Origin of the sequence: Nonomuraea sp. NPDC059007 (assembly GCF_042740555.1) — a bacterium.
Taxonomy (GTDB): domain Bacteria; phylum Actinomycetota; class Actinomycetes; order Streptosporangiales; family Streptosporangiaceae; genus Nonomuraea.
The window spans coordinates 1-25,834 of sequence record NZ_JBHYJD010000060.1 but is presented as its reverse complement, the minus strand read 5'-3'; the positions used below and the strand labels follow the sequence as shown (position 1 = coordinate 25,834).

25 protein-coding genes and 1 pseudogene are annotated in these 25,834 nt (G+C 71.1%); 16 read left to right on the top strand and 10 right to left on the bottom strand.

Annotated features, from left to right (window positions below; all coding sequences use genetic code 11):
* Window position 1 precedes the first annotated feature (1 nt).
* Together ACFWY5_RS50495 and ACFWY5_RS50490 are read right to left on the bottom strand one after the other, a co-directional pair.
* Window positions 2-658 carry an MBL fold metallo-hydrolase gene (locus ACFWY5_RS50495; protein WP_379617603.1) on the bottom strand — a complete coding sequence of 219 codons (657 nt, stop codon included), beginning with the start codon at window positions 656-658 and terminating at the stop codon, window positions 2-4.
* A 20-nt stretch (window positions 659-678) separates the two neighbouring features.
* The gene (locus ACFWY5_RS50490) at window positions 679-1,437 is read right to left on the bottom strand and encodes a maleylpyruvate isomerase family mycothiol-dependent enzyme (protein ID WP_379639282.1); all 759 of its coding nucleotides are present in this window, start codon (window positions 1,435-1,437) and stop codon (window positions 679-681) included.
* Between the two features lie 261 nt (window positions 1,438-1,698).
* Between ACFWY5_RS50490 and uvrA the strand changes: the two genes are divergently transcribed.
* Window positions 1,699-4,539 (top strand): excinuclease ABC subunit UvrA, encoded by a 2,841-nt coding sequence (uvrA, locus tag ACFWY5_RS50485; RefSeq protein ID WP_379639264.1) that lies wholly within the window; start codon window positions 1,699-1,701, stop codon window positions 4,537-4,539.
* Window positions 4,540-4,594: 55 nt separating this feature from the next.
* Here uvrA and ACFWY5_RS50480 read toward each other — a convergent pair whose 3' ends face one another.
* Window positions 4,595-5,302: a DUF2306 domain-containing protein gene (locus tag ACFWY5_RS50480; protein ID WP_379639263.1), complete on the bottom strand. Its 708-nt coding sequence runs from the start codon at window positions 5,300-5,302 to the stop codon at window positions 4,595-4,597.
* Window positions 5,303-5,512: 210 nt separating this feature from the next.
* Here ACFWY5_RS50480 and ACFWY5_RS50475 point away from each other — a divergent pair, with 210 nt between their 5' ends.
* From ACFWY5_RS50475 to whiA, 7 genes are all read left to right on the top strand, one after another.
* Window positions 5,513-5,938, top strand: coding sequence for a Rieske (2Fe-2S) protein (locus tag ACFWY5_RS50475; RefSeq protein WP_379617611.1), 426 nt, complete (start codon window positions 5,513-5,515; stop codon window positions 5,936-5,938).
* Between the two features lie 104 nt (window positions 5,939-6,042).
* Window positions 6,043-6,498 (top strand): Rieske (2Fe-2S) protein, encoded by a 456-nt coding sequence (locus ACFWY5_RS50470; RefSeq protein ID WP_184974084.1) that lies wholly within the window; start codon window positions 6,043-6,045, stop codon window positions 6,496-6,498.
* A 49-nt stretch (window positions 6,499-6,547) separates the two neighbouring features.
* Window positions 6,548-6,994 (top strand): Rieske (2Fe-2S) protein, encoded by a 447-nt coding sequence (locus tag ACFWY5_RS50465; RefSeq protein ID WP_379617613.1) that lies wholly within the window; start codon window positions 6,548-6,550, stop codon window positions 6,992-6,994.
* A gap of 68 nt (window positions 6,995-7,062) precedes the next feature.
* Window positions 7,063-9,030, top strand: coding sequence for an excinuclease ABC subunit UvrC (gene uvrC, locus ACFWY5_RS50460; protein ID WP_379617615.1), 1,968 nt, complete (start codon window positions 7,063-7,065; stop codon window positions 9,028-9,030).
* Window positions 9,027-9,896 (top strand): RNase adapter RapZ, encoded by an 870-nt coding sequence (gene rapZ, locus ACFWY5_RS50455; RefSeq protein WP_379617617.1) that lies wholly within the window; start codon window positions 9,027-9,029, stop codon window positions 9,894-9,896. Before uvrC ends, rapZ begins: the two co-directional genes overlap by 4 nt.
* 224 nt (window positions 9,897-10,120) lie before the next feature.
* The gene (gene yvcK, locus ACFWY5_RS50450; RefSeq protein ID WP_379617784.1) at window positions 10,121-11,038 is read left to right on the top strand and encodes a uridine diphosphate-N-acetylglucosamine-binding protein YvcK; all 918 of its coding nucleotides are present in this window, start codon (window positions 10,121-10,123) and stop codon (window positions 11,036-11,038) included.
* A gap of 84 nt (window positions 11,039-11,122) precedes the next feature.
* Window positions 11,123-12,103, top strand: coding sequence for a DNA-binding protein WhiA (whiA, locus tag ACFWY5_RS50445; protein ID WP_379617619.1), 981 nt, complete (start codon window positions 11,123-11,125; stop codon window positions 12,101-12,103).
* A gap of 270 nt (window positions 12,104-12,373) precedes the next feature.
* Here whiA and ACFWY5_RS50440 read toward each other — a convergent pair whose 3' ends face one another.
* Both ACFWY5_RS50440 and ACFWY5_RS50435 read right to left on the bottom strand, forming a co-directional pair.
* Complete coding sequence (locus ACFWY5_RS50440; protein WP_379639261.1) at window positions 12,374-13,030, bottom strand: hypothetical protein; 657 nt, start codon at window positions 13,028-13,030, stop codon at window positions 12,374-12,376.
* Window positions 13,030-13,971 (bottom strand): hypothetical protein, encoded by a 942-nt coding sequence (locus ACFWY5_RS50435; RefSeq protein WP_379639260.1) that lies wholly within the window; start codon window positions 13,969-13,971, stop codon window positions 13,030-13,032. The genes ACFWY5_RS50440 and ACFWY5_RS50435 overlap by 1 nt, the downstream gene beginning before the upstream one ends.
* 186 nt (window positions 13,972-14,157) lie before the next feature.
* Between ACFWY5_RS50435 and gap the strand changes: the two genes are divergently transcribed.
* The 5 genes from gap to ACFWY5_RS50410 all read left to right on the top strand — a co-directional run bounded on the left by gap (window position 14,158) and on the right by ACFWY5_RS50410 (window position 17,849).
* Window positions 14,158-15,162, top strand: coding sequence for a type I glyceraldehyde-3-phosphate dehydrogenase (gene gap, locus ACFWY5_RS50430; RefSeq protein WP_379617625.1), 1,005 nt, complete (start codon window positions 14,158-14,160; stop codon window positions 15,160-15,162).
* A complete protein-coding gene (locus ACFWY5_RS50425) occupies window positions 15,159-16,331 on the top strand; it encodes a phosphoglycerate kinase (protein WP_379617627.1) in 1,173 nt (390 codons plus the stop codon). Before gap ends, ACFWY5_RS50425 begins: the two co-directional genes overlap by 4 nt.
* Entirely contained in the window at window positions 16,328-17,104 is a 777-nt protein-coding gene (gene tpiA, locus ACFWY5_RS50420) for a triose-phosphate isomerase (RefSeq protein WP_379639259.1), read from the top strand. The genes ACFWY5_RS50425 and tpiA overlap by 4 nt, the downstream gene beginning before the upstream one ends.
* A 99-nt stretch (window positions 17,105-17,203) precedes the next feature.
* Entirely contained in the window at window positions 17,204-17,434 is a 231-nt protein-coding gene (gene secG / locus ACFWY5_RS50415) for a preprotein translocase subunit SecG (RefSeq protein ID WP_379617630.1), read from the top strand.
* A 70-nt stretch (window positions 17,435-17,504) separates the two neighbouring features.
* Window positions 17,505-17,849: an RNA polymerase-binding protein RbpA gene (locus tag ACFWY5_RS50410; RefSeq protein WP_184974105.1), complete on the top strand. Its 345-nt coding sequence runs from the start codon at window positions 17,505-17,507 to the stop codon at window positions 17,847-17,849.
* A gap of 168 nt (window positions 17,850-18,017) precedes the next feature.
* Here the strand turns inward: ACFWY5_RS50410 and ACFWY5_RS50405 are convergent, their stop codons facing one another.
* Both ACFWY5_RS50405 and ACFWY5_RS50400 read right to left on the bottom strand, forming a co-directional pair.
* Complete coding sequence (locus ACFWY5_RS50405) at window positions 18,018-19,622, bottom strand: amidohydrolase (RefSeq protein ID WP_379639258.1); 1,605 nt, start codon at window positions 19,620-19,622, stop codon at window positions 18,018-18,020.
* Between the two features lie 16 nt (window positions 19,623-19,638).
* Window positions 19,639-21,030 (bottom strand): NAD(P)/FAD-dependent oxidoreductase, encoded by a 1,392-nt coding sequence (locus ACFWY5_RS50400; protein ID WP_379617633.1) that lies wholly within the window; start codon window positions 21,028-21,030, stop codon window positions 19,639-19,641.
* A 108-nt stretch (window positions 21,031-21,138) separates the two neighbouring features.
* Here ACFWY5_RS50400 and ACFWY5_RS50395 point away from each other — a divergent pair, with 108 nt between their 5' ends.
* Window positions 21,139-22,161 carry a GNAT family N-acetyltransferase gene (locus ACFWY5_RS50395; RefSeq protein WP_379639256.1) on the top strand — a complete coding sequence of 341 codons (1,023 nt, stop codon included), beginning with the start codon at window positions 21,139-21,141 and terminating at the stop codon, window positions 22,159-22,161.
* 251 nt (window positions 22,162-22,412) lie between these two features.
* On the opposite strand, the pseudogene ACFWY5_RS50390 reads toward ACFWY5_RS50395, so the two are convergent.
* Window positions 22,413-22,809: pseudogene (locus tag ACFWY5_RS50390) on the bottom strand (Clp protease N-terminal domain-containing protein); the annotation flags it as partial.
* Window positions 22,810-22,896: 87 nt separating this feature from the next.
* On the opposite strand from ACFWY5_RS50390, the gene ACFWY5_RS50385 reads away from it, so the two are divergent.
* A complete protein-coding gene (locus ACFWY5_RS50385) occupies window positions 22,897-23,667 on the top strand; it encodes a hypothetical protein (protein ID WP_379617637.1) in 771 nt (256 codons plus the stop codon).
* On the opposite strand, the gene ACFWY5_RS50380 is transcribed toward ACFWY5_RS50385, so the two are convergent.
* Together ACFWY5_RS50380 and ACFWY5_RS50375 are read right to left on the bottom strand one after the other, a co-directional pair.
* On the bottom strand, window positions 23,664-23,816 hold the full coding sequence (locus tag ACFWY5_RS50380; RefSeq protein WP_379617639.1) for a hypothetical protein: 153 nt from the start codon (window positions 23,814-23,816) through the stop codon (window positions 23,664-23,666). The genes ACFWY5_RS50385 and ACFWY5_RS50380 overlap by 4 nt on opposite strands.
* 50 nt (window positions 23,817-23,866) lie before the next feature.
* On the bottom strand, window positions 23,867-24,616 hold the full coding sequence (locus tag ACFWY5_RS50375; protein WP_379639255.1) for a class I SAM-dependent methyltransferase: 750 nt from the start codon (window positions 24,614-24,616) through the stop codon (window positions 23,867-23,869).
* 123 nt (window positions 24,617-24,739) lie between these two features.
* Between ACFWY5_RS50375 and add the strand changes: the two genes are divergently transcribed.
* Window positions 24,740-25,753: an adenosine deaminase gene (add, locus tag ACFWY5_RS50370; protein ID WP_379639254.1), complete on the top strand. Its 1,014-nt coding sequence runs from the start codon at window positions 24,740-24,742 to the stop codon at window positions 25,751-25,753.
* Window positions 25,754-25,834 lie beyond the last annotated feature (81 nt).

Here is a 25,834-nt window from a genome sequence, read left to right as displayed (position 1 = left end):
TTCACCATCCCCGGGCCTTCCACTCCGGCAGCGACGGGCGCTCGGCGCCCAGCGTGGTGTCCTTGCCGTGGCCCGGGTAGACCCAGGTCTCGTCCGGCAGCCGGTCGAAGACCCGCTCGACCACGTCGGTGTAGAGCTGGGTGAAGCGCTCGGCGTCGTCCCAGGTGTTGCCGACGCCGCCGGGGAACAGCGAGTCCCCGGTGAACAGATGCTTGATCGTCTCGCCGCCGTCGTAGAGCAGAGCGATCGAACCCGGCGTGTGGCCGCGCAGGTGGATGACCTCCAGCGTGACCTCGCCGACCGTGACGCGGTCGCCGTGCTCGACCAGGCGGGCGGGCTCGACGGGCAGCGCGGGCGCGTCGAGCGGGTGGGCGATCACCTGGGCGCCCGTGACCTTGGCCACCTGCTCGAGCGCCTGCCAGTGGTCGCCGTGCTGGTGAGTGGTGACGATCGTGCTGATCGCCTGCTCGTCGACCAGCGCCAGCAACCGGTCGGCCTCGGCGGCCGCGTCGATGAGCAGGCCGTCGCCGGTCTCGGCGCAGCGCAGCAGATAGGCGTTGTTGTCGAAGGGGCCGACGGCGAGCTTGGCGATGCTCAGCGCGGGCAGCTGCCGCACATCGGCAGGGCCGCCGACCGTGACGTCGCCGGTGTAGGTCATGAGATCTCCTCGGGGCCCGATCACGGATAGTCGTCGGGGGGCGCCGCCGGAAGGCCGGGCGGGGCCGGCTGGCTCAGCCAGGGCGGCGGCTCAGGAACGGCGTGCCCCTCGCGCACCACCCTAATCCCCTCGCCACGCGAGCGGCCCGTCAGCCAGGCGAGCACGTCCACCGGCCCGCCCGCCACCGCGGGCAGCCCTCTGCCGGGTGCCGCCGCGTTCCCGCCGAGGTCGCGCCAGATGTCCGGGGGCTCGCCCAGGAGGGTGATCTCGCCGACCGTGCTCCTCCTGTACGGCCAGCTCGCCAGGCAGTCGTGCAGCTCGCGCCGGACGAACGCGGCCGGCCAGTCGGCGGGACCGTAACCCGCGCCCAGGTCGGCGTGATGGAACTCCAGCTCCCTGATCCGCCTGACCAGCACGTACCAGGCGGGGTGCCAGGGCGGGCGCGGCGCGCGGACCAGGCCGCTCCACGCCTGCGCGGGCTGCTCGCGGATGGCGCGGGCGAGCCGTACCGCGCCGTCTTCCAGGTCGGCGAGATGTTCGGCCGGGGTACGGCAGGCGCCGTCCTCGATGCCGGCGGCCCGGGCGGCGAGCGAGGGGTACTGGGGCGTCTCGACCCCGGTCCTGGCCCAGGCGAGCAGGTTGAGCAGGCCGTCGGCGTTACGGGCGAGGTGGGCCAGGACGTGGCCGCGGGTCCAGCCGGGCAGGTTCGAGGGGGCGGACAGTCCGGCGGGCGACAGGCCGGCCGCGGTGGCCAGGAGACGGTTGGTGGCCGCCGTGATCTCGGAGTGGAGCGCGGGGGATGACCGTCATGGCGGCCATTCCAGCAGGGCTGTGGCCCCTTCACCAGCGGCGGCCGCCGTACGCGGGCATAAAGGCGCAGGTCGCGCGGTTGACCTCCAAAGAGCGCCTGCCCTCGCGGCGGGAGGCCGTAGTCTGAGTGGGACGGATTTTCGGGGGCCGGGGAGCGGGCCGCCGAAATTGTCGGTGCCCCCATCTACTATCCCCGTGGACCTATCCGTTTATCGACTTCCGGGATCGCCGTGGCTGACCGCCTGATCGTGCGTGGAGCACGTGAGCACAACCTCAAGGACGTCTCGCTGGACCTGCCGCGAGACTCGCTGATCGTCTTCACCGGCCTGTCCGGATCGGGCAAGTCCAGCCTGGCCTTCGACACGATCTTCGCTGAGGGCCAGCGGCGCTACGTCGAGTCCCTGTCGGCCTACGCCCGCCAGTTCCTCGGCCAGATGGACAAGCCCGACGTCGACTTCATCGAGGGCCTGTCGCCCGCGGTGTCCATCGACCAGAAGGCCACCAGCAAGAACCCCCGCTCGACCGTCGGCACGATCACCGAGGTCTACGACTATCTGCGCCTGCTGTGGGCGCGCATCGGCAAGCCCCACTGCCCGGTCTGCGCGCGCCCGATCGCCCGGCAGATGCCGCAGCAGATCGTCGACCGCGTGATGGACCTGGAGGAGGGCACCCGCTTCCAGGTGCTCGCGCCGGTCATCAGGGGCCGCAAGGGCGAGTACGCCGAGCTCTTCCGCGAACTGCAGACCAAGGGTTTCGCCCGTGCCCGCGTCGACGGCACGGTGATCAGGCTGGAAGAGCCGCCGACGCTGAAGAAGTACGAGAAGCACGACATCGAGGTCATCGTCGACCGGCTGTCGGTCAAGGAGTCGGCGCGCCGGCGGCTGACCGACTCGGTCGAGACCGCGCTGCAGCTGTCCGGTGGCACGATCACGCTGGAGTTCGTCGACCTGCCCGAGGGCGACCCCGGCCGCGAGCGCTTCTACTCCGAGCACCTCTACTGCCCCTACGACGACCTGTCGTTCGAGGAGCTGGAGCCGCGCTCGTTCTCCTTCAACTCGCCCTTCGGCGCCTGCCCCGAGTGCACGGGCCTGGGCACCAAGATGGAGGTCGACCCCGACCTGGTCGTGCCCGACCCGGAGAAGACGCTGCGCGACGGCGCCCTGCACCCGTGGTCGGGCGGCCACACCAGCGAGTACTTCATCCGCCTGACCGAGGCGCTCGGCCACACCATGGGCTTCACCCTCGACACGGCCTGGGAGAAGCTGCCGAAGAAGGCGCAGAAGTCGCTGCTGTTCGGCCACGAGGAGCAGGTCCACGTCCGCTACAGCAACCGCTACGGCCGCCAGCGCTCCTACTACACCACCTACGAGGGCGTCATCTCGTGGGTGCAGCGCCGCCACGCCGAGGCCGAGAGCGACGCCACGCGCGAGCGCTTCGAGGGCTACATGCGGGAGATCCCGTGCCCGGCCTGCGACGGCAAGCGCCTCAAGCCGGTCACGCTGGCCGTCACGGTCGCCGACATGTCGATCGCCGACGTGGCGAGCATGTCCATCGGCGAGTGCGCGAAGTTCCTGGCGGGGCTGAAGCTGTCCGACCGCGACATGCACATCGCCGAGCGGGTGGTCAAGGAGATCAACGCCCGGATGGGCTTCCTGCTCGACGTCGGCCTCGACTACCTGTCCATGGACCGCGCCGCCGCCACCCTGGCCGGCGGCGAGGCGCAACGCATCCGCCTGGCCACGCAGATCGGCTCCGGCCTGGTCGGCGTGCTGTACGTCCTGGACGAGCCGTCCATCGGCCTGCACCAGCGCGACAACATGCGCCTGCTCGACACCCTCATCAGGCTGCGCGACATGGGCAACACGCTCATCGTCGTCGAGCACGACGAGGACACGATCGCCGCCGCCGACTGGGTGGTCGACATCGGTCCCGGCGCGGGCGAGCACGGCGGGCAGGTGGTCGTCTCCGGCACCGTCCAGGACCTGCTGTCCAGCGAGGAGTCGATGACCGGCGCCTACCTGTCCGGCCGCAGGTCCATCGCCGTTCCCGCCAAGCGCCGCAAGCGCGACAGGAAGCGCCAGATCACCGTGAAGGGCGCCCGCGAGCACAACCTCAAGGGCGTCGACATCGACTTCCCGCTCGGCGTGTTCACCGCGGTCACCGGCGTCTCGGGTTCGGGCAAGTCGACGCTGGTCAACGACATCCTCTACAACGCCCTGGCCAAGGAGCTCAACGGCGCCCGCACGGTGCCGGGCCGCCATGCCCGGATCAACGGCATGGACCAGGTCGACAAGGTCGTCCACGTCGACCAGTCGCCGATCGGGCGTACCCCGCGCTCCAACCCGGCCACCTACACCGGGGTCTTCGACCACGTCCGCAAGCTGTTCGCGGCCACGACCGAGGCCAAGGTGCGCGGCTACCAGCCGGGCCGCTTCAGCTTCAACGTCAAGGGCGGGCGCTGCGAGGCGTGCGCGGGAGACGGCACCATCAAGATCGAGATGAACTTCCTGCCGGACGTCTACGTCCCGTGCGAGGTCTGCCACGGCGCCCGCTACAACCGCGAGACCCTGGAAGTCCACTACAAGGGCAAGACCATCTCCGAGGTGCTGGACATGCCGATCGAGGAGGCCCTCGGGTTCTTCGACGCGATCCCGGCGATCAAGCGCCACCTGCAGACGCTCAACGACGTCGGCCTCGGCTACGTACGGCTCGGCCAGCCCGCCACCACGCTGTCGGGCGGCGAGGCCCAGCGGGTCAAGCTCGCCTCCGAGCTGCAGCGCCGCCAGACCGGGCGGACGATCTACGTCCTCGACGAGCCGACCACCGGTCTGCACTTCGAGGACATCCGGCGCCTGCTCGGCGTCCTCGGACGGCTGGTCGACGGCGGCAACACGGTGATCGTCATCGAGCACAACCTCGACGTCATCAAGACCGCCGACTGGGTGATCGACATGGGCCCGGAGGGCGGGTCCAGGGGCGGCACGCTGGTGGCGGCGGGGACACCGGACGAGGTCGCGGCGGTGGAGGAGAGCCACACCGGGCGCTTCCTGCGCAAGATCCTGTCCGTCTGAGACGAGAGACCTCCCCTGTGCGGCCGGCGCGAGCCGCACAGGGGCTTTCCACCGGTCAGGCGCGTGCGGGACGGCGTCGGCGCCTGGCGGCCGGGCGATCCAGCCACCACTCGGCGAACAGGAGCGGCAGCACCCATCCCACCCAGGTGCTCAGACCGGCGACCGTCTGGCCGATCTGCTCCGGCGTGCTGCCCAGCGACTCCAGAGGCACGAACATCACGATCAGCGCGCCCCAGAGCCGGTTCGTGATGATGGACATGGTCAGGGCGAAGCTGCGGATCATCCAGCGCCGGTGGTCGGTGAAGCGCCGCTGCCTGGCCATGCGCCAGCCGGCCAGCGTGCACCCCAGCCACAGCAGCGCCAGCAGCACGTTGCTCGCCCGCGCCACGTGCCCGAACGGCGTCGCGGCGCCCACCACCAGGCCCAGCAGCCCGGCGGGCAGCACTCCGGCCAGCACGTACACGCGGCCCGTGTAGCGGTGCACCGTCGGATAGCGGCCCCTGAACCACGGCCAGATCTGCAGGCAGCACGTGATCATGGCGATCGACCCGAAGATGACGTGCAGGGCCAGCAAGGGGAAGTGCGGCGGGAAGAAGTCCGGCGCCGGCACCCTGGAGCCGCCCTCGTCGAACGTCGCGTACGGCGGCAGGGAGAAGGCGAGGAACGCCACCGCCACCACCGCGAGCGGGGCGATCCAGGGCCGCCGCCACCAGCGCACGCGCTGCGGGGCCGCTGGTTGTGGCGGGCTCAAGGTGTCGGTCACGACAGCTCCTTAGGGGGTTGCTGGGGTTGAGATCCGGTGCCCGGAGACCGGACGCTGGACATGACGCGGTGTGCGCGTTCAGGGTCCGGCGGAGCGCTGACCGTCCGCCTACCACCCGCTGACGGGACCGCCCTGGGCGGCCAATAGATTGGTGCGACGGGTAACGACCTGGCCTGTTGGGGGTCACGGGCGACGCGGAAGGGTCGGGAAATGACAAGTTCTGAGCGTGATGTCGTCATGCCGGAATTCGGCCGCCGGACGGTGCTGGGCGCGGCGGGCGTGGCCGCGTGCGGCGTGGCGCTGGCCGGATGCGGCGGCGAGCCCGAGGGCGCGGCGCCCGGCATCAAGGGCAAGGAGATTGCCAAGGCGGCCGACGTCCCCGTGGGCGGCGGCAAGGTGATCTCCAAGTGGAAGATCGTCGTGACCCAGCCGACGGCCGGCGTCTACAAGGCGTTCAGCGCCGCGTGCACGCACAAGGGCTGCGCGGTCGCCTCGCCGAAGGAAGGCGTCATGACCTGCCCGTGCCACGGCAGCGAGTTCGACGCCAACGACGGCAAGTGCCTCAAGGGGCCGGCCACGGCGCCGCTGGCCGCCTACCAGGTCAAGCTTCAGGGCGACGGGATCATCATCGTCTGAACCGGTAATTGTGCGTGGTTCCCAGGATCGGCACGCCTCAGGCTGAACCGGTGCCGGTGCGCCGGCCGTACCTGAAGTGAGCAAACGACCTGGGAGGACCGGATATGGCGGAGACGACACGCAGGGCCGTGGTGCTGGGCGCCGGCGCGGCGGTGCTGACCGCGTGCGCGGGATACGGACAGCCAGCCGGGGAGGACGCGGCCGCACCCAGTTCGGAGGCGCCGAGCTACGGAGCCACGGAACCGAAGAAGAGCAAGAAGCCGGCCGCCGGCGGCAAGGCGCTGACAGCCACCGCCGACATCCCCGAGGGCGGCGGCAAGGTCTTCGAGAGCGAGAAGATCGTGGTCACGCAGCCGACCGCCGGTGAGTTCAGGGCCTTCAGCGCGACGTGCACGCACGCGGGCTGCACGGTCGCCGACGTCGCGGACGGCACGATCAACTGTCCCTGCCACGGCAGCAAGTACGACATCTCCGACGGTTCGGTGACCGGCGGCCCGGCGCCGAAGCCGCTGCCCAAGAAGAAGATCACGGTGGACGGAGACCAGATCAAGCTCGCCTGACGCGGGCTGATTCATGCAATTCTCACGCGGGTGCGGTTGTCTGTCCCGCATGGGAGATGACCTTCAGAGCCGTAGAACGATGATCGCCGGCGTCGGCGCGGGCGGGCTGACGCTCGCGCTGGCGGCCTGCGGCGGTGGCTCCGCCGAGACCTCGGCGGAGGCTTCCGGCGCCCCGGCGACCTCGGGTTCCGCCGCGCCGCAGGCACCCGCGGGCGGGCTGGGCAGCACGGCCGACGTGCCGGTCGGCGGTGGGAAGATCTTCGCGTCCGAGAAGATCGTGGTGACGCAGCCGAAGGCCGGTGAGTTCAAGGCGTTCAGCGCGTCCTGTACGCATAGCGGGTGCACCGTCGGCTCCGTCTCCGACGGCACGATCAACTGCCCGTGCCACGGCAGCAAGTTCGCCATCGCGGACGGGGCGGTGGTCAAGGGACCGGCCGATAAGCCGTTGCCGGCCAAGGACGTCACGGTCGAGGGCGACCAGATCAAGCTCGCCTGAGAGCGCCGGATCGGCCCGTCGCGCATCGTGTACGGCGGGCCGCTCCGTCCTCCCGGGTCCCGGGCCGCATGAGGTTGTCGGTCGGGCGGGCTAGGCTTCTATCCGTGCCCAGCCCACTCAGTTTCCGCCCCCGATCCGGCTCCATCCCCGACTCCCCAGGGGTCTACCGGTTCCGGGACGCGCACCGCCGCGTGATCTACGTGGGCAAGGCCAAGAGCCTGCGCCAGCGGCTCAACTCCTACTTCGCGGACTTCGCCGGGCTGCACCCGCGTACCCAGACGATGCTCACCACCGCCGCCGACGTCGACTGGACGGTCGTCAGCACCGAGGTGGAGGCGCTGCAGCTCGAATACTCCTGGATCAAGGAGTTCGACCCGCGCTTCAACGTCAAGTACCGCGACGACAAGTCCTACCCCTATCTCGCGGTCACCATGGGCGACGACTTCCCGCGCGTACAGGTGATGCGGGGCGCCAAGCGGAAGGGCACCCGCTACTTCGGCCCCTACTCCCACGCCTGGGCCATCCGCGAGACCGTCGACCTGCTGCTGCGCGTCTTCCCCGTGCGTACCTGCTCGGCCGGGGTGTTCAAGCGGGCGGGCCAGATCGGCCGTCCCTGCCTGCTCGGCTACATCGACAAGTGCTCGGCGCCGTGCGTCGGCCGGGTCACCCCCGACCAGCACCGCGAGCTGGCCGAGGACTTCTGCGACTTCATGGCGGGCAACACCACCCGCTGGATCAAGCGCCTCGAACAGGACATGCGCCAGGCCGCCGCCGAGCAGGAGTACGAGCGGGCCGCGCGCCTGCGCGACGACATCCAGGCGCTGCAGCGGGCGCTGGAGAAGCAGGCCGTCGTGCTCGGCGACGCCACCGACGCCGACGTGATCGCGCTGGCCGAGGATCCGCTCGAAGCGGCCGTCCAGGTCTTCTACGTGCGTGGCGGGCGCATCCGCGGGCAGCGGGGATGGGTGGTCGACAAGGTCGAGGAGACGACGCCGGGCGAGCTGGTCGAGCACTTCCTGCTGCAGATCTACTCCGAGGGCGACATCCCCCGCGAGGTGCTGGTCCCCGAGCTGCCGCCGGAGCCGGAGGCGGTCGCCGAGCTGCTGTGCGAGCAGCGCGGCGCCCGGGTCGAGCTGCGCGTGCCGCAGCGCGGCGACAAGAAGTCGCTGATGGAGACCGTCGAGCGCAACGCCAAGGAGTCGCTGGCCCAGCACAAGATCCGCCGCGCCAGTGACCTGACCACCCGCAGCAAGGCGCTGCAGGAGATCGCCGACGCGCTCGACCTCGACCAGGCGCCGCTGCGCATCGAGTGCTACGACGTCTCCCACCTGCAGGGCGAGAACGTCGTGGCCTCCATGGTCGTCTTCGAGGACGGCCTGGCCAGGAAGAGCGAGTATCGCCGGTTCGCGGTGAAGACCAAGGAAGGCGACGTCGCCTCGATCTACGAGGTGATCAAGCGGCGCTTCCGCCGCTACCTCGAAGAGCGCTCCAACACCGGCGAGCTGACGCCGGAGGCGGGCGAGGACGAGGAGGGCGCCGAGGGCGTCGCCTCCGGCCCGATCGACCCGGAGACCGGCCGGCCGCGCAAGTTCGCCTACCCGCCCAACCTCGTCGTGGTCGACGGCGCCGGCCCCCAGGCCGCGGCGGCGCAGCGGGCACTCGACGAGCTCGGCGTGGACGACGTGGCCGTGTGCGGCCTGGCCAAACGGCTGGAAGAGGTCTGGCTGCCGACCGACGACCAGCCGGTCATCATGCCGCGCTCGAGCGAGGGCCTCTACCTGCTGCAGCGAGTGCGTGACGAGGCACACCGCTTCGCCATCACCTACCATCGAGCCAAGAGGTCCAAGTCCGTGAAGGAGAGCGCGCTCGACGCGGTGCCCGGCCTTGGTCCGGCGCGCAAGCAGGCGCTGCTCAAGAGGTTCGGCTCGGTCAAGAAGCTCAAGGAAGCCACGGTGGCCGAGATCCGCGAGGTCCCCGGCATCGGCGAGGCGACCGCGGAGATGATCGTGTCGAGGCTGAAGGGGGAAGGACAGTGAGCACCACCGAGCCGGCGTTCGTGATCGTCACCGGCATGTCGGGGGCGGGGCGCAGCACAGCGGCCAAGGCACTGGAAGACCTGGGCTGGTTCGTGATCGACAACCTGCCGCCCGGGTTGCTGTTCGCCATGGCGGAGGAGGCCGGCAAGGTCAAGCTCGCCGCCGACAAGGTGGCGGCCGTCGTCGACGTGCGCAGCCTGGCCTTCACCACCGACCTCAACGCCGCCATCGAGGAGCTCGAAGGCCGCGGCGTCCGCGTCCGGGTGGTGTTCCTGGAGGCCAGCGACGAGGAGCTCGTCCGCCGCTTCGAGAACGTCCGCCGCCCCCACCCGCTGCAGGGCGAGGGCCGCCTGGTCGACGGCATCGCCCGCGAACGCGGCATCCTGCGCGAGGTGCGGGCCAACGCCGACCTGGTCATCGACACCTCCGCGCACAACGTGCACGAGCTGCGCAACAAGATCGTCGCCTACTTCGGCGGGGAGGATCGGCCCGGCCTGCGGGTCAACGTGCTCTCCTTCGGCTTCAAGTACGGCCTGCCCGTCGACGCCGACCTCGTGGTCGACTGCCGCTTCCTGCCCAACCCGCACTGGGTGCCGGACCTGCGCCCCATGAACGGGCTCGACGTCCCGGTGCGCGACTACGTGCTCAGCCAGCCGGGTGCCAAGGAGTTCCTCGACGCGTACGAGGAGGTGCTGGGGGTCGTCGCCGCCGGCTACGCGCGTGAGGGCAAGAGCTACGCGACGCTGGCGGTGGGCTGCACGGGCGGCAAGCACCGCAGCGTGGCCATGGCCGAGCAGATCGCCGCCCGGCTGCGCGACCGCGGGATGGAGATCCAGGTGAGCCACCGGGATGTGGGCCGCGAGTGACTGATGAACTTCCGGGCGCGGCAGACGCTTCCATGGCGGCTTCCGGCGCCCGTTCCGCGTATCCGCCTGCCGGTTCCGGGGGCCAGGGTTCCGCGGCTGTTTCCGAGGTGCTCGGGGTGCTGCTGGGGGACGGGGCGGCGGTGCCGTACCGGATGGAGGGGCAGATATCCGTGCCGGCGGAGAGCGGCGGGACGGGCGGCGGGCCGCGGCGGGACGGGCCGCGGGTGGTGGCGCTGGGCGGCGGGCACGGGCTCTACGCGTCGCTGTCGGCGCTGCGCGGTGTGACCGGTGAGCTGACCGCGGTGGTGACGGTGGCCGACGACGGCGGGTCCAGCGGGCGGCTGCGGCGTGAGCTCGGCGTGCTGCCGCCGGGCGACCTGCGGATGGCGCTGGCGGCGCTGTGCGGCGACGACGAGTGGGGCGGCACGTGGAGCGAGGTCGTGCAGCACCGCTTCCGCTCCGAGGGTGACCTGCACGGGCACGCGGTCGGGAACCTGCTGATCGTGGCGTTGTGGGAGCTGCTGGGCGATCCGGTGGCCGGGCTCGACTGGGTGGGCAGGCTGCTCAAGGCGCACGGCCGGGTGCTGCCGATGGCGTCGGTGCCGCTGGACATCGTGGCCCAGGTGGAGCTCGACGGGAACATCTCGATCGTGCGCGGGCAGGTCGCCTGCGCGCTGACGCCGGGTCGGGTTCAGGCCGTCTCGCTGGTGCCCGAGGACCCTCCGGCGCGGCCCGAGGCGATCGCGGCGGTGCGGGAGGCCGACTGGGTGGTGTTCGGGCCCGGGTCGTGGTTCACCAGCGTGCTGCCGCATCTGATGGTGCCGGAACTGGCCAGGGCGCTGCACGAGACGCGGGCGCGCCGCCTGGTCACGCTCAACCTGGCGCCCCAGCCGGGGGAGACGGACGACTTCTCGCCGCAGCAGCACCTGGAGGTGCTCCGGCAGCACGCGCCCGATCTTTCGGTAGATGTCGTACTCGCCGATACCGGGGTGGTCGACGACCGCGACGCCCTGGAGAAGGCGGTGGCGGCGCTCGGCGGCCGGCTCGTGATGGCCGACGTCGCGACCTCCGACGGTTCACCCAGGCACGACCCACGCCGACTTGCCTCCGTCCTGGACGAGATTTTCCTCCAGAAGCGCTGATCAAGGCCACCTATCGGGGGCGGCGGCCCGAAAGGTGCGAGAGACTGCTGTGAGGCCGGTCTGAATGGGGGAGGACTAACGCTTATGGCGATGACAGGTGTGGTCAAGGACGAACTGAGCCGACTGCCGGTGCTGAAGCCGTGCTGCCGCAAGGCGGAGGTCTCGACGCTGCTGCGGTTCGCCAGCGGCCTGCACCTGGTGGGAGGGCGGATCGTGATCGAGGCCGAGCTCGACACCAACGCCACCGCCCGTCGGCTGATCAAGGACATCGGTGAGGTGTTCGGGCACAAAGCGGAAGTACTGGTGCTCGCGCCGGCCGGATTGCGCAAGGGCTCGCGCTACGTCGTGCGCGTCTACCGCGACGGCGAGGCGCTGGCCCGCCAGACCGGGCTGATCGACAACCACGGCCGGCCGGTGCGCGGCCTGCCGCGTCAGGTGGTGGCGGGGGCCGCCTGCGACGCGGAGGCGGCCTGGCGTGGGGCGTTCCTGGCGCACGGGTCGCTGACCGAGCCGGGGCGTTCGATGTCCCTGGAGGTCACCTGCCCGGGGCCGGAGGCGGCGCTGGCCCTGGTCGGCTCGGCGCGCCGGCTCAAGATCCACGCGAAGGCCCGCGAGGTGCGCGGCGTCGACCGCGTCGTGGTCCGCGACGGCGACGCGATCAGCGCGCTGCTGACCCGCCTCGGGGCGCACGACAGCGTGCTGGCCTGGGAGGAACGCCGCATGCGCCGCGAGGTGCGGGCGACCGCCAACCGGCTGGCCAACTTCGACGACGCCAACCTGCGCCGCTCGGCCCGCGCGGCGGTGGCGGCGGGGGCGCGGGTGCAGCGGGCGCTGGAGATACTGGGCGACGACGCGCCCGACCACCTGGTGATCGCGGGGCGGCTGCGGGTGGAGCACAAGCAGGCCTCCCTCGAAGAACTCGGCCAGATCGCCGACCCGCCGCTGACCAAGGACGCGATCGCGGGCCGTATCCGCCGCCTGCTGGCCATGGCCGACAAACGCGCCTCCGACCTGGGCATCCCCAGCACCGAGGCCAACCTCACCTCCGACATGCTCGCCCCCTGACTTTTCCTTCTCTCTCTTGTTTGTCGTTTCTCGCTTTTCTGTCTGTTGCTGTTTCGGGCCTTGTATCCGCTACGGCTCCCGCCCCACCACCGCGCACGGTCCGACGTGCGCGGGCCTCTGTCCTGGCCGGTCGTGAGGGCCCACGGGGTCGCTCGCCGTGACGAGCGTCCTGTGGGCCGGGCTCCGTGGCCGCCTTGCCAGGTGACGACCCGAGCGACCCCAAGCGGCTGCCTGTCGTGCCGTGGCGTCGGTCACCCTGTCACGTCGGGATTATGGCTGCCGGCTCTGGTGGGTTGCGGTGAAGGGGGCGGCTGTGGGGCGGGGTGGCTGGACGGGGTCGAAGGCGCCGCGCTTCTCGGGTGGCTGGACCGGCTCGAATGCCCCGCGTTGCTCCGGTCGCTGGACGGGGTCCAGCGAGCTGTCGTGGTCCGGGGTGCCGGGGGTGTTCGTGGTGGCCGGGGTGGTTCTGCGTATTCGGCGGACCTTGAAGGTGGCCAGGGCGAAGGCGATCAGGGCCGGGATCGTGGTGAGCGTCCAGTAGGGCCAGGAGCGCTGGATGGGCTCCGCGTAGGCCATGGCGGCCTGCTGGAAGCCGCCGAGGATGGCGTCCAGGGTGATCACGTGCTGTGCGGCCGGGGTGGTGGAGAGCGCGTAGGCCGTGGGTGCGGAGCCGATGATCAGGCCCAGGGTCATGGCGGCGCCCGCGTACAGGAGGGCCAGGAGCGGGACCAGGAGGCTGCGCGGGCGGCCGATGCGCAGGGTGAGGCCCACCACGAGGCCGGGCAGCAGGGCCTGGGCGGTGCTCCAGGGCAGGCCGTCCGCTGTCTGGGTGATGGCCGCGGGCAGGCGGTCGCCGAAGAGCCTGGCGCAGGCGAGGGCCGTGGCGCTGACGGCCATGGCGAGGAAGCCGAGGATCAGGGCACGCATCAGGACTCTCCCGGCTCGCGAGGCGGGGCGAACATGTCAGGGACGGGACGGCGCACGGGCGGCTGGAGCGGCTCGAACGCGCCACGCTCCTCGGCGGCGCTCCGCTCCTCCGAGGCTCCCCTGCGGCGCTCCCCGGCCCCGTGGCGCTCGCCGGCCCCGTGGCGCTCCCCGACCCTGTGGCCCTCGTCGGTTCTGTGGCGCTCCCCGATCCTGTGGCCCTCGTCGGTTCTGTGGTGCTCCCCGATCCTGTGGCCCTCCTCGGCCCTGTGGGCCTCCTCGATCGTCTGTGTGGCGTCCCGCTCGCTCGCGGGCCTGCGGAACGCCTCGTGGTCCGCCGAGGCTCGTCCGGCGCCGGACCGCTCGGCGGCCGCGGGGCCCTCGGCAGGCTGGGCGGGCCAGGGGTCCTGCGCGGGTGTGGCGGGCTGGTCGGGGGTGGGTGATGGGGCTGCGAGGGCGGCCTCCGCCCGGTCCCGGCGGCGCAGGCGCAGGACGCGGAGCAAGGTGAGGAGGAACGTCGGGGTCGCGGCGATCGCCACGCCCGTCCAGAAGATCGGGGAGGTGCGGAAGAGCTCGGGCAGTTCCGAGACGATGCGCAGGGCGTGGTCGTCCAGGGATGACGACGGGAAGCCGGCCCTGACGTAGTTCCCCAGTTCGGAGCCCATCGAGCCGATCGTGCGGGCGCCGAAGGCGAACAGGGCGGCCAGCACGGGCACGAGCAGGCCGCGGGGGCGGGTGAGCCACAGCGCCAGCCAGATGATCACGGCGATGACCAGGCCGAGGACGGTGTGGGCCAACAGGCGCTGGTCGCCTGTGAACCACCTCACGTTGTACGGCAGCAGGACGAAGCCGTAGGAGCCCGCGCTGTACGCGACCCCGGCGACCAGCATGGCGACGAACCCGGCGAACAGCCCTCGTACCAGGCCGGATCGTGGTTGTGACATCTCAGCCCCCAGAGAATGCCGCGAATTTACTCCGACGAGTCGGGCACTTTACTTCAATGCCGCAAATTGCGCTCCCTGATCTGTCATACGCAGGGCGGGGGTTGCAGTGGTCTAAACCAATTTAGGTCCGATAGGGTTCGTGATTGAGGTTTCAGCCCGCCATCACGTTCGAGGAGATCGGTTCCCGTGAGCATCCGCGTAGGCGTCAACGGCTTCGGCCGCATCGGTCGTAACTTCTGGCGCGCGGTCGCCGCCAGCGGCAAGGACATCGAGATCGTGGCCGTCAACGACCTGACGGACAACGCGACGCTCGCCCACCTGCTGAAGTACGACAGCATCCTGGGCCGCCTGCCGTACGAGGTGAAGGCCACTGCCGACGAGATCGTCGTCGACGGGAAGACCATCAAGGCCTTCGCCGAGCGCGACCCGGCCAAGCTGCCCTGGGGCGACCTGGGCGTGGACGTCGTGGTCGAGTCGACCGGCTTCTTCACCGACGCCAACAAGGCCAAGGTGCACGCCGAGAACGGCGCGAAGAAGGTCATCATCTCCGCCCCGGCGAAGAACGAGGACGTGACCGTCGTCATGGGTGTCAACCACGACACCTACGACCCGGCCAGCCACACGGTCATCTCCAACGCCTCCTGCACGACCAACTGCCTGGCCCCGCTGGCGAAGGTGCTCAACGACTCCTTCGGCATCGAGAAGGGCCTGATGACCACCATTCACGCCTACACGCAGGACCAGAACCTGCAGGACGGCCCGCACGGCGACCTGCGCCGCGCCCGCGCCGCCGCGCTCAACGTGGTGCCCACCTCGACCGGCGCCGCCAAGGCGATCGGCCTGGTGCTGCCCGAGCTGAAGGGCAAGCTCGACGGCTTCGCGATGCGCGTGCCGATCCCCACGGGCTCGGCCACCGACCTCACCGTCGAGGTCCGCCGCGACGTCACCGTCGACGAGGTCAAGGCCGCCTACAAGGCCGCCGCCGAGGGCCCGCTCAAGGGCTACCTGACCTACACCGAGGACGAGATCGTCTCCAGCGACATCGTCACCGACCCGGCCTCCTGCATCTTCGACGCCGGGCTCACCAAGGTGATCGGCAACCAGGTCAAGGTCATCGGCTGGTACGACAACGAGTGGGGCTACTCCAACCGCCTGGCCGACCTCATCGAGCTGGTGGGCAAGGACCTGTGACCTTCGCAGACACCGACGTCAGGGGCCGGCGCGTACTGGTGCGCGCCGACCTCAACGTGCCGCTGGACGGCGAGACGATCACCGACGACGGGCGCATCCGCGCCTCGGTACCGACGATCAAGGCCCTGGCCGAGCAGGGCGCCAAGGTCGTCGTCTGCGCCCACCTGGGCCGGCCCAAGGGCGAGCCCAACCAGAAGTACTCGCTGAAGCCCGTCGCCGCCCGCCTGGGCGAGCTGCTGGGCCGCGAGGTCGCCTTCTCCGGGAAGGTCGTGGACGGCGAGCTCGTCGACGGCCTCAAGGACGGCGAGGTGGCACTGCTGGAGAACCTGCGGTTCGAGCCGGGCGAGGAGTCCAAGGACGACGCCGCCCGCGGCGCCTTCGCGCGGAAGCTGGCCGGCCTGGCCGACCTCTACGTCGGCGACGGGTTCGGCGCCGTGCACCGCAAGCACGCCAGCGTCTACGACGTGCCGGAGCTGCTGCCGCACGTCATGGGCGGGCTGGTGGCCGCCGAGGTCGAGGTCCTGAAGCGGCTCACCGAGAACCCCGAGCGCCCCTACGTCGTCATCCTGGGCGGCGCCAAGGTCTCCGACAAGCTCGGCGTCATCGCCAACCTGCTCACCAAGGTCGACCGGCTGCTGATCGGCGGCGGCATGGCGTACACCTTCCTGAAGGCCCAGGGCTACGAGGTCGGCCAGTCGCTCCTGCAGGAGGACCAGCTCGACCAGGTGCGCGGTTTCCTCTCCGAGGCGATCAAGCGCGGCGTGGAGCTGGTGCTCCCGGTGGACGTCCTGGCGGCCACGCACTTCGCCGAGGACGCGCCGTACGAGGTCGTGGCGGCCACCGAGATCCCGGCCGACCGCCAGGGGCTCGACATCGGCCCGAAGACCCGCGAGCTGTTCGCGACCAAGCTCGCCGACGCGCGCACCGTCTTCTGGAACGGCCCGATGGGCGTCTTCGAGTTCGAGGAGTACGCCGGGGGAACACGGGCGGTGGCCGAGGCGTTGATCCGCTCGCAGGCCTTCACGGTCGTGGGCGGCGGCGACTCCGCCGCGGCCGTACGCAGGCTGGGCCTGCCCGAGGACGGCTTCTCCCACATCTCGACCGGTGGTGGCGCTAGCCTCGAGTACCTCGAAGGAAAGACCCTTCCCGGGCTGGAGGCCCTTCAGTGAGAAAGCCGCTCATCGCCGGCAACTGGAAGATGAACCTCAACCACCTCGAGGCCATCGCTCTGGTGCAGAAGCTCGCCTTCTCCCTGAACGACAAGGACTTCGACAAGGTGGAGGTGGCGGTGCTGCCGCCGTTCACCGACATGCGCAGCGTGCAGACGCTCGTCGACGGCGACAAGCTGCGCATCGTGTACGGCGCGCAGGACATCAGCCAGTACGACGGCGGCGCCTACACCGGCGAGGTGTCCGGCGCCATGCTCGCCAAGCTGGGCTGCACGTTCGTCACCGTCGGCCACTCCGAGCGGCGCGAGTACCACAACGAGGACGACGAGCTGGTCAACGCCAAGGTGCGGGCAGCCTACCGGCACTCGATCACGCCGATCCTGTGCGTGGGCGAGGGCCTGCCGGTACGGCAGGCGGGAGGCCAGGTGGCGTATTCCGTGTCACAACTCGATGCCGCTCTGCGCAAAGTCACGCCGGAGCAGGCAAAATCGATAGTGGTGGCCTACGAACCGGTCTGGGCGATCGGCACCGGCGAGGTGGCCACCCCACAGGACGCGCAGGAGGTCTGCGGAGCGTTGCGAAAGCGACTCGCTGAGCTCTACGACGCCGAAGTGGCCGCCGCGGTCCGTATCCTGTACGGAGGATCGGTGAAGTCAGGCAACATCGCCGGGATCATGGCTCAGCCCGATGTCGACGGCGCGCTCGTGGGCGGTGCCAGCATCGACGCCGGGGAGTACGTCAAGATCTGCCGATTCGGCGAATTGTCCGGCTAACTGGGTCGTTCAGGGGGTGCGACTTGACACCAGGTCGTACCCTCTAGAAGCAAGTTTGAATCGTCACGCGTAACAGTGGATTGAAGGAACAGGCATACCGTGGAAATCGGAATCTCCATCGCCCTCATCCTGGCGAGCCTTCTCATGATCCTGCTCGTCCTGCTCCACAAGGGTAAGGGTGGCGGTCTGTCTGACATGTTCGGCGGCGGCTTCTCGTCGAACTTCGGCGGCTCGTCCGTGGTGGAGCGCAACCTCGACCGGCTGACCGTTATCACCGGCGTGATCTGGTTCGTCTGCATCATCGCGCTCGGCCTGCTGCTCAAGCCCTGAGCTTCCCGGCGACGCGTGACAGTGATTCTCCCCCCGCCGCTCGCGGGGCGATCGAGCAAGGAGTTCATCCGTGGGTAGTGGCAACGCGATCCGTGGCAGCCGTGTCGGCGCCGGCCCGATGGGGGAGGCCGAGCGCGGCGAGGCAGCTCCCAGAGTGCGGGTCTCGTTCTGGTGCGCCAACATGCATGAGACGCGACCCAGCTTCGCCAGTGACGCGGCCGTCCCCGAGCACTGGGACTGCCCGCGCTGTGGCCTCCCGGCCGGTCAGGACGAGGCGGCCCCGCCCGCTCCTCCGAAGAACGAGCCGTACAAGACGCACCTGGCCTATGTGAAGGAGCGCCGGAGCGACAAGGACGGCAAGGCGATTCTGGAGGAGGCGCTCGAGCGCCTGCGCAACAACAAGTCGCCCTGGTAGACGCTGACCCGGTTTGACGGAAGCCCCCGCGCCCTCGCGGGGGCTTCCGTGTGTTCCCGGCGTGCGCGCTCCGGGGTGGTGGACGCGCAGCCCGATCCTTCACATCATCCGTGTCCGCGACGACGACACGAGGGGAACCTTCGGTGAAGGCGCGGACAACGCTCCCGCTCAGCCGGCGTAGACCTGCTCGCCGTCCACGAACGTACGGCGCACGCGGGTCGTCCAGATCTCGCTGTCGGGCAGCGTGAACGGGTCGCGGTCGAGCACCACCAGGTCGGCGGGACGGCCCTGCTCGATGACGCCGGCCGGGGAGCGGTTGATCCACGCCGATCCGGCCGTGTACGCGGTGAGCGCCTCGGCCAGGCCGATCCGCTGGCCGGGCAGGAACGGCGTGCGCGCGGTCGGGTAGCCGGCGTGCACCGAGCCGCCGGGCTCGGTCCTGTTGACCGCCACGTGCACGCCCTGCAGCGGGTCGGCGCTGGAGACCGGCCAGTCGCTGCCCGCGCAGAAGCGGGTGCCGTGGCCGAGCAGGTCGGCGAAGGGGTACTGCCACGACGAGCGCGGCTCGCCGAGGAAGGGCAGCGTCAGCTCGTCCATCTGGGCGTGGTGGGTGGCCCACAGCGGCTGCAGGTTGGCGGTGACGCCGAGCGCGGCGAAGCGCGGCACGTCCGACGGCTCGATGATCTGCAGGTGGGCGATGTGGTGGCGGTTGGCCGGGTCGGTGCCTTCGAAGCTGTCCAGCGCCTCGCGCACCGCCCGCTCGCCGATGGCGTGGAAGTGCACCTGGAAGCCGAGCCGGTCCAGCTCGCGCACGTACTCCTTGAGCTTGCCCGGGTCCACGTAGGAAAGGCCGGTGCCGCCGCACTGGCAGTACGGCTCCAGCGTCGCGGCGGTGAAGTTCTCCGTGATGCCGTCCTGCATGATCTTCACCGAGGTGGCGCGGAAGCGCTCCAGCCCCTCGGCGGAGGCGCGGCGCTCCACCAGGCCGGGGATCTGCTCGGCGCCGCGGGTGCGGTCCCACCACAGCGCGCCCACGACGCGGGCCTTCAGCCGCCCCGAGCGGGCCGCCGACAGGTAGGTCGGCAGCTGGTCGTCGGAGCCGGCGTAGGAGCCGACGATCGCGTCCTGCCAGCCGGTGACGCCCAGCGAGAACAGGTGTGCCTGCGCGTCCACGAGCGCGTCGTCGGCGTCCTGGGCGGTGGCGCGCGGGGTCAGCAGGCCGACGAGGTCCATGGCGCCCTCGTGCAGGACGCCGCTCGGGGTGCCGTCGGGGTCGCGCTCGATGCGGCCGTCGGCGGGGTCGGGGGTGTCCTTCGTGATCCCGGCCCGCTCCAGGGCGCGGGTGTTGACCCAGGCGGCGTGGTGGTCGCGCTGGATCAGGTAGGCGGGGCGGTCGAGGAAGTCGAGCTGCGCGCGGTGGGGCAGGCCGCCGGGGAAGGCCGACATGTCCCAGCCGCCGCCGTCGATCCACTCCTTGTCCGGATGGCCGGCGGCGTAGCGGCTGATCTCCTCGATGTAGGCGTCGAGGCCGTAGACCTCGCTCAGGTCGCACTTGGCGCGCTCCAGCCCGGCCTGGACCGGGTGGATGTGCGCGTCGGTGAAGCCGGGCACCAGCAGGCCGCCGTCCAGGTCCACGCTCTCGTGGCGGGGGGCCTGCCGTACCAGGTCGGCCTCGTCGCCCACGGCGGCGATCACGCCGTCGCGCACGAGTACGGCCTCGGCGAAGCCGCTGAGCGCGGTGAACACGCGCCCGCCGCGGAAGAGGGTCGTCATCGGGGAGTGTTCTCCTTCAGTGGCCGGTGATGAGGTCGGCGAGGCGGGCCAGGGCCGAGGTGCGGGTCATGGAGCGCTCACGCTGGTCGGCCATACGGTACAGGCGGTACATGGAGTGCACGCCCGCCCAGCGCAGCGGCTCCGGCTCCCAGGCGCGCACCTTCCTGCCCACCCACGGCAGCGCGGTCAGCCCGGTGTCCTCGCCGAGGATCAGGTCACGCAGGGTACGGCCGGCCAGGTTCGTGGTGGTGACCCCGTGGCCGGTGTAGCCGCCGGCCCAGCCGAGTCCGGTGTCACGGTCCAGGTGGACGGTCGAGCACCAGTCGCGCGGTACGCCCAGCACGCCGGACCAGGCGTGGGCGACCTTCGAGGAGGCGGCGGCGGGGAAGAAGTCGATCAGCAGTTGCCAGAGCGCCTCGACGGTCCAGTCGTGGGTGTTGCCGCGGGCGTCGACGCGGGAGCCGTACAGGTAGGGGCGGCCGCGGCCGCCGAGGGCGATGCGGTCGTCCTCGGTGCGCTGGGCGTAGATGTAGTAGTGGGCGAGGTCGCCCAGGAGTTCGGCGCCCTGCCAGCCGACCGTGTCCCAGAACGCGGCGGGCAGCGGCTCGGTGACGATCATGGAGCTGTTCATCGGGAGCCACTGGCGGCGCAGGCCCTTGAGCTGGGAGGTGAAGCCCTCGGTCGCGCGGATCACGTGCTGGGCCTCGGCGGTGCCGTACGGCGTGATGGCCCGATGCGGGAGGATGCGCGTGACCGGGGTGCGCTCGAAGACGCGCACGCCGAGGTCGCGCACCACGCGCGCCAGGCCGCGCACGAGCTTGGCGGGCTGGATGCGGGCGCAGTGCGGCGTCCAGACCGCGCCCACCGCGCCGGCCACGCGCAGGTGGTCGGCGGGGTCCACCACGCGCAGGTCCTCCTCGCGCAGGCCGCTCGCGCGCGCGTCCGCGACGAGCTCGCGCAGCCGTCCGGCCTGGGCGCTCGTGCGGGCCACGGTGAGCTCGCCGCCCTTGACGATGCCGGCGTCCACGTCCTCCCGGGCGCAGACGGCGATCACCTCGTCGATCGTGGCGTACATCTCCCGCTGCAGCGCCCGCGCCCCCTCCTCGCCGTGGGTCTTGGCGTAGCGCCCGTGGGAGCCGGCCAGCGCGCCGGTCAGCCAGCCGCCGTTGCGCCCCGAGGCGCCGAACCCGGCGAACTCCTGCTCCAGCACCACGACGTCGAGCGAGGGCCGGGCCTTCTTGAGGTAGTACGCGGTCCACAACCCGGTGAGGCCGGCGCCGACGATGACCACGTCCGCCCGGAGGTCGCCGTCCAGGCGCGGTCCGGGCTCCGGTACGCCGGAGGAGCGATACCAGAAAGACACCTCGCCATTGACGAAGTCCTCAGATAGTGGCACACGCGCGTTCATAGCACCCCATCTTCCAGCATCCGGGATGTAACACGCTGCATCGAAAAGGGGTGTGAGCGAAACAGGGTGTTAGCTTGTCCGAAACAGCCTCCCCGCATGCTGGCGGACATGGCATTCCTGCGTATCCGCACCACGGTCGACGAACGTCCCGGACGTCTCGCCTCGCTGGCCGCCGCCCTGGCCGGCCGGGGCGGCAACATCCTCGGCCTCAGCGTGCAGACCGACGCCGACGGGACCGTCGACGAGTTCGTCGCTGAGATCTCCGCCACACCCGAGACCGTCCGCACCGCCCTGGAGGCGGCCGGCGGACGCCGGGTCCAGGTGGTGCCCGCCACCGCCCACGAGCTGACCGACGAGCCCACCAGGGCGCTGCTGCTGGCCTCCCGGCTGCGCTCGATGCCGTGGCGGCTGCCGGAGCTGCTGGCCGAGCTGCTGCGCGCGGACGACGGCCGATGGACCTATGGTGAAGCGGTGAGCGATCTTCCCGACCCGACGCGGCTGGTGGTGCCGGTCGCCGCCCGGCGCGCCGTACGGCTGCGCCGCGCGGAGCTGCCCTTCACGCTGACCGAGGCGGCGCGGGCGGCCTCCTTCGTACGGCTGGCGCAGCCCGCCCCCGACCACTCCACCGCCGAGCAGGGCGTCCGGCTGTCCGACGGCGCCCAGGTCACGGTCAAGCCGCTCACCGGTATCTACCGCGAAGCCGTCCGCGACCTGCACGACCGGTGCTCGCCGGAGGCGCGCAGGTTCCGCTACTTCACCTCGATGCCGGCGCTGCCGCCGCGCATGTTCGAGCGCCTGTGCGACCGCACCCGCGGCCACTCCCTCGTGGCCGGGCACGACGGCCAGGTCGTGGCCATGGCGAACCTGATGTTCACGCCGGATCCCGGCATCGCCGAGATGGCCTTCCTGATCGAGGACCGCTGGCAGGGGCGCGGCCTTGGCGCGGCGCTGGCCAGGATGCTGGTGACCGAGGCGCGCGACCAGGGCTATGCCGAGGTGCGGGCCACGATGCTCTCCGACAACGTCAGGATGCGCCGCCTGCTCGTCTCCCTGGGCGCGACGCTGGGCTACACCGACGACCCCGGCGTGGTCGAGGCCCGCCTGCCGGTCGGTGCCCTGACCGTGGCCTGACAGCGCCGCGGCGGCCATGCGAGGGCCTCAGCCTGATGCGGCGTCGTCCTCTTCGCCGGGCTTGTGGCCGGGCTCCTGGTTGGGCGGGTCGTCCGGACGGGCGATGCCCAGGTGCCGCTCGATCCGACGCAGGCTCGCCTCGATGCGCGTCAGCCGTTCCTCCAGGTGCGTCCCTCGCGGTCCGATCAGCGGATCGGCCAGGCTCTCCGGGCCGCGGCCCCGGGTCTTCTCCACGACCTTCGCCCGCAGGGCGCTCAGGTTCGCGCCCTGCTTGACCAGGACCTGCGCGGCCACCCCCTCGCCCTCCCTGATCAGGCCGAGCAGGATGTGCTCCGTGCCGATGTAGTTGTGGTGCAGCTGCAACGCCTCGCGCAGCGACAGCTCCAGCACCTTCTTGGCCCGCGGCGTGAACGGGATGTGCCCCGACGGCGACGCCTGGCCGTGCCCGATGATCTGCTCCACCTCCACGCGGACCTCGGGCAGCGCGATGCCGTTCTCCCGCAGCACCATGGCGGCGATCCCCTCGCCCTCATGGATCAGCCCGAGCAGGAGATGCTCGGTGCCGATGTAGTTGTGATTGAGCATCCTGGCCTCTTCCTGGGCCAGAACCACCACGCGGCGGGCACGGTCGGTGAAACGCTCGAACACGGGGGCCTCCCGGCTAAGAGGGCTGATTCCACTATGCGCTACAAACCCCCCGATGTGGGGTAATTGACAGGTGTGGATCTTGACGAGGTGGCGGACCGCCTGTATGGCCTCCCGCCTGCCGACTTCACCGCCGCACGCACCGCCGAGGCCGCGGCGGCGAAGGAGTCCGGGCAGGTACGGCTGGCGCGCGAGATCGCCGCGCTGCGCAAACCCACGGTCTCGGCCGGAGCGGTCAACCGCGCCCGCAGGGAACATCCCGAACTGCTGGCCGAACTCCTGTCGGTGGGGGAGGACCTGCGCGCCGCCTGGGCCGAGGGCGACGCCGACGCGCTCGCCGAGCTGACCAGGCGCCGCGGCGAGGTGACCGGCAAGCTCGCCCGGCTCCTGCGCCAGGGCGGCCTGTCCGGCGCGGCGGCCATGGAGGTCGACCAGACCCTCGACGCGGCCGTGGTGGACGAGGAGGCGGCCGGCCTCGTACGGCTCGGCCGCCTGGTGAAGCCGCTCAGCTACAGCGGTTTCGGCGGGCCCTCCGGGCTGCCGTCGGCCGGGCCGGGGCTGGGCCGTAGCTCCGCCCGGCCCCGCCGCGCCACCCGTTCACCGGAGGAGGTGGAGCGGGAGCGGCGCGAGGCCGGGGAACGGCGGGCCAGGGAACTGGCCCAGGCCGAGTCCGACTACCAGGAGTGGCGGGACACGCTGGCGCTGGCCGTTCAGGAGCTGGACGAACGCTCGGAGAAGGTGGCCAGACTGGAGAAGAAGCTGGCCAAGGCCCGCAAGAGGCAGAACGAGAGCCACCAGCGCGTCGAGGTCGCCCGCCGGGAGGAGCGCCTGGCCCGCCAGCGCCTGGAAAAGGCGCACTAGAGCGGGCTGACGACGCGGTAGCGCGCGACGATCGCGCCGCCGTCGAACACCCGCTCCTCGCCCCACGGGAACGGCTCCCGGAACCCGCCGGCGGCGTTCGCGATGCGGTTGTCCAGAGTGGTCTGCGTGTGGAACACGATCTTGCGCACCTGAAGCGACCTCCGTACGTTCGGCTCACGTGCAAGGCAGACCGTTCCGGCTAGCGGGTGGCGTGGGCGAGGTGGGCGCAGACCGGGAAGCCCTGCTCGGCGTACGGGGCGGCCAGGCTGAGGTAGGCCTGGCGGATGCGCTCCACGGTGGCCGCGTCCTGTTCGAGGATGAACGCGAAACGGGGCCCGGCGGCGCCGGTGACGTCGTCCCACCAGGTGGCGAGGTCGACGCGGTGGCGCCAGCGGATGGTGTCGACCGCGCCGCCGGAGAAGCCGGTCTTCCTGAGCAGGGCGGTGAAGGCCGCGGGGCCGGCGTACCGGTCGAAGTCGCGCGGCGGGTCCGGGTCCACGGGGAGCCCGGCGGAGGCGGCGGCGTCGGCCAGCAGGGTGGTGGCGGGCATCTCCTCGCGCTTCCACCAGCTCAGCGCGAGGGTGCCGCCGGGGCGCAGGACGCGGTGGAGCTCGGCGAGAGTGGCCGGGGTGCCGGGGGCGTGCTGGATGACGAAGTTGCCCGCCACCGCGTCGAAGCCGCCATCGGGGAAGGGCAGCTCGGGCAGGGCGGCCAGCCGGACGGCCGCGTGGGGGTGGGCGCGGGCGGTGTATTCGAGCATGTCCAGGTCGGAGTCCACGGCGGTGACGTCGGCGCCCAGTGCCAGGGCCGCCGCGGTCACCACGCCGGTGCCGCAGCCGAGGTCCAGAAGTCGTGGGGCGCGGCTCTTGCGGACGAGGTTGAGCAGCGGGTCCACGGTGTGGGCGGTGAGGCTCGCGAAGCCGCGGGCGTACACCTGGGGGTTGGTCACGGGCGGCAGCCTATCGGGGGAGATGCCGGGTCGCGGTCGCGCCACCTCAAAGCTCACATTCTTATGTGAAATTTCGCGATAAAGCCTGTCGTTGCCGGTTGTGGGCGACTTATGGTCGTCCGCATGACGATCGATGCCTTCATTGACGCCCTGCCCAAGGTGGAACTCCATGTCCATCTGATCGGCTCCGCCTCGGTTCCCACGGTGCTGGAACTGTCACGGCGCCACCCCGGCAGCGGCGTGCCCACCAGCGAGGAGGAACTCCGCGCCTTCTACACCTTCACCGACTTCCCCCACTTCGCCCGCGTCTACCAGGCGGTCAACTCCCTGGTCCGCGACCCGGAGGACGTGGCCACCCTGGTCCTGGGTCTGGCCCGCGACCTGTCCGCCCAGAACGCCCGCTACGCCGAACTCCAGGTGACCCCGTACGCCCACGCGATCACGGGCATGCCGATGCGCGAGGTGACCGAGGCCCTGAACCTCGCCGCCACCGCCTCCCGCGAGGACCACGGCGTGGAGATGGCCTACATCTTCGACATCCCCGGCGAGGACGGCGAGGAGGCCGCCCGGATCACCCTCGACCACGCGCTCAACGAACCTCCCGCCGCATTGGTAGGTTTCGGCCTGGGCGGGATCGAGCAGAAGCGGCCCCCCTTCCGCGACGCGTTCCGCGACGCCTTCGCCGCCGCCCGCGCCGCCGGCCTGCACAGCGTCCCGCACGGCGGCGAGATGTCCGGCCCGGAGACGATCTGGGAGGTCATCGAGGGCCTGGGCGCCGAGCGCATCGGCCACGGCATCAGCTGCCTGGACGACGAGCGCCTGGTCGCCCACCTGCGCGAGACGCAGATCCCGCTGGACGTCTGCCCGACCTCGAACGTCTGCACCGGCCAGGTCGGACGCATCGAGGACCACCCGCTGCCGCGCCTGCTGGAGGAGGGCCTGTACGTCACGCTGAACAGCGACGACCCGCCCATGTTCGCGACCACGCTGTCCCAGGAGTACCGAGTTGCCCACGCCCTGGGGCTGGGCGCGGAGCACCTGGCCCAACTGGCCCGCAACAGCGTGAACGCCTCCTTCATGCCGAAGGAGACCAAGAGCACCCTCCTGGCCGAGATCGACGCCCTGCCAACCTCCTGAACACGGCGCGGGCCCACGGGGCGCTCGTCCCGGCGAGCGACCCCGTGGGCCCTCACGACCGGCCAGGACAGAGGCCCGCGC